General features: G+C 67.8%; 1 protein-coding gene. It reads left to right on the forward strand.

The genetic code is table 11. The features are described from left to right. Nucleotides 1-2 precede the first annotated feature (2 nt). A complete protein-coding gene (locus FB473_RS06290) occupies nt 3-2,252 on the forward strand; it encodes a type I polyketide synthase (protein WP_167165668.1) in 2,250 nt (749 codons plus the stop codon). Nucleotides 2,253-3,279: the final 1,027 nt, after the last annotated feature.

Genomic DNA, 3,279 nt, shown 5'->3' on the forward strand with positions numbered 1-3,279 from the left:
ACATGGATCGCCTTGAGATATTCGCCCGTCTTGCCAGCAAGACCATCTCGAAGTCGGAGGCGCTCGCGCTGCTGAAGGACCAGGCCGCCGAGCCCGAGCCTGCGCCGGAGGCGAAGCCGCCTCGTAGGCAGGCCGACGCCGCCGAGGCGGTCGCGGAGTCGGTGCGGGCGTGCGTCGCGGGAGTCCTCCACATCGATGCTGCTGAGGTCGCCGACGAGCTCAGCTTCAGCGAGATGGGCGTCGACTCGATCAGCGGGCTCGAGATCGTCCGCGACCTCAACGTTCGCCACAGCCTCAACCTGGATTCGACCGTCCTCTACGACTTCCCGCATGTGACCGACCTCGCCGGGCACGTCGCCGAACAGTCGCGATCGTCACGTGGCACCCTCACCGCGACGGCGGAGCCGGCGCACCAGGCTCCGGCGGGTCGCCCGAACGGCCGTGAGGTCCGCGCCCAGGTCGCACGGATCGTGGCGGACGTCCTCCACCTCGATCCGGGGGACCTCGACCCGCAACTCACCTTCCAGGAGATGGGATTCGACTCGATCAGCGGGCTCGAGATGGTCCGGGACGCCAACACCCGGTTCGGGCTCAACCTCGACTCGGTCGTCATCTACGACCACCCCGATATCGACCAACTGTCGTCCCACATCGCGGGTCTCCTCGTCCCCGCACAGACCCCGGCCTCCCCGAAGGCCGACGACGACGGAGCGGGGAAAACCGTCAATCCCTTCGAGTCGGACGAGGTGAAGGGTGTCTACCACGACGCGCATTTCGGCGACATGCGGCGCAAGTTCCTCGAGGAGACGGTGAGCCGTGACATGCCCCGGCCGGACGCGCCCTCGCACGGCCAGGAATCGCGGACGCGCCCGAAGGTGGCGCTGAGGACGACGCCTCCCACGGGGACGACGACATCTCCTCCCACTGCCACACCCGTCACCGGACCGGACGGCCGAGGAACCGGTGGGAGGGTGTCCGACGCCCTGACCGGCAGGATCGCCGTGGTGGGCATGGCGGGTGTCTTCCCGGACGCCCATGACGTCGACGCGTTCTGGGACAACCTCGTCTCGGGTCTGGTCAGCATGCGCCCGGTTCCCCAGGGCCGCTGGAACAACACGCTCGGCGTCCAGGCCTACGACGAGACGATCCGGCCCGCCCTTCTCGACGACATCGAGTCGTTCGACCCCCTGTTCTTCAACATCTCGCCGATCGACGCGGAGGTCATGGATCCCCAGCAGCGGATCTTCCTCGAGGTGGCCCACCAGGCCTTCGACGACGCCGGCTACCCGGAGAACAAGCTCAGCGGTGAACGGGTCGGGGTCTTCGTGGGCGCGGCGATGGGGGACTACCAGAAGCGATTCGACGGGGTGGACGTCGCCAACCAGTCGCAGGTCTTCGCCGGCAACGCGAGCTCGATCCTCCCGGCGAGGATCTCCTACTACCTCGACCTCCGGGGCCCGAGCATGGTCATCGACACCGCCTGCTCGTCCTCGCTGGTGGCGGTTCACCAGGCCTGCCAGAGCCTCAGGACGGGCGAGGTCGACATGGCGCTCGCCGGTGGCATCCGGGTCATGGTCACCGACGAGCTGTACGTCCAGGCCAGGAACGCGGGCATGGTCTCGCCCTCGGGCGAATGCCGGGCGTTCGACGAGAAGGCCGACGGCATCGCGATGGGGGAGGCCGCGGGCGCGGTCGTCCTCAAGCGCCACGAGGACGCGCTCGCCGACGGGGACCGCGTATACGGGGTCATCCTGGGCTCCGGGATCAACCAGGACGGGCACACCAACGGGATCACCGCGCCGAGCCCCCGGGCCCAGACCGAACTCGAGGTGGAGGTCTACGAGCGCTACCACATAGATCCGCGCGAGATCACGCTGATCGAGGCCCACGGGACGGGGACGGCGCTGGGTGACCCGATCGAGGTCAAGGCACTCCGCGAGACGTTCTCCCGGTACACCGACGAGGCCGGCTTCTGCGAGCTGGGATCGGTGAAGAACAACATCGGCCACACGACGATGGCAGCCGGTATCTCGAGCCTCATCAAGGTGCTCAAAGCCATGGAGCACGGGTCCGTCCCGCCGCTGGCCAACTTCGAACGACTCAATCCCAAGATCAACCTCGCAGGCGGGCCGTTCCGGATCGAGACGGAACCCCACGCGTGGGACCCCCCACGGGGCATGAAACGCACGGCCGCGCTGAGTTCGTTCGGCTTCAGCGGCACGAACTGTCACCTGGTTATCCAAGAGGCCTAGGAGCGACGACATGGTGGTGCTACGTCCCATCCAGAACCTGCCCGATGCGTCGGTCGTCGAGGAGGGAGACCCGAGCGGCTCACTCCGTGTGCCGTTGGGGGAGCCGACGGACTTCCCGTTCGCGGTCTCGGGCAAGACGTCGCGATCGCTTGTCCGCAGGGCGCGGCAGCTCGCCGAATGGGCCCGGAGCCTTCCGGGAAACATCGGGCCTTGCCACGTCTCGTACACGCTGTGCGAACGCAGGCCGCACTACCGTCACCGCACGATCGTGTTCGCGTCCTCGCTCGCGGAGTTCGCGGCTGCGCTCGACGTGTTCGCGCAAGCCCCGCGCGCCGGTGCCGTCACCTCCGGCGCGGAGGCGGACGCGTCGCTTCTCGCCGGGCTCGTGGCGTCGCTGCGTTCACCCGATCCCGGGGAACGCAGGGAGGCTCAGGACACGATCCGCGCGGGTTTCGAAGCCGGTGCGCGGGTCGACTTCTCGTCCTTCTACCGCGCGGACGAGCGCAGGACCGTCTCTCTTCCGCCGTATCCGTTCGAGAAGAACCCACTCTGGAGCCCGGAGGGCGTCGTTTCGAGTGCCGGATCTGTGGCCCTTGAGCCCGTCGAAGGGACTGGTGCGGGTTCGGGGCTCGTTTCGACAGGCTCAACGGGCGTTTCGAGTGTTGGGTCTGTGGCCCTTGAGCCTGTCGAAAGGGCTTATGGGGGTGCGGGGCTCGTTTCGACAGGCTCAACGGGCGTTTCGAGTGTTGGGTCTGTGGTCCTTGAGCCTGTCGAAAGGGCTTATGCGGGTGCGGGGCTCGTTTCGACAGGCTCAACGGGCGTTTCGACAGGCTCAACGAGCGCTTCGAGTGTTGGGTCTGCGGCCCTTGAGCCTGTCGAAAGGTCCTACGCGGGTGCGGGGCTCGCTTCGACAGGCTCAACGAGCGTTTCGACGGGCTCAACGGGCGTTTCGACAAGTTCAACGGGCCGGTCGGCGGGCGCCCGCGGCGCGGGGCTGCGCGGAGTTCCCCAGGGCGACGGGAGCCTC

The sequence above is a fragment of the Brooklawnia cerclae genome (assembly GCF_011758645.1).
In the GTDB taxonomy this organism is placed as follows: domain Bacteria; phylum Actinomycetota; class Actinomycetes; order Propionibacteriales; family Propionibacteriaceae; genus Brooklawnia; species Brooklawnia cerclae.

Coding starts and splice junctions, on each gene's coding strand:
- FB473_RS06290 (WP_167165668.1), top strand. CDS start 3: ATGGATCGCCTTGAGATATTCGCCCGTCTTGCCAGCAAGACCATCTCG.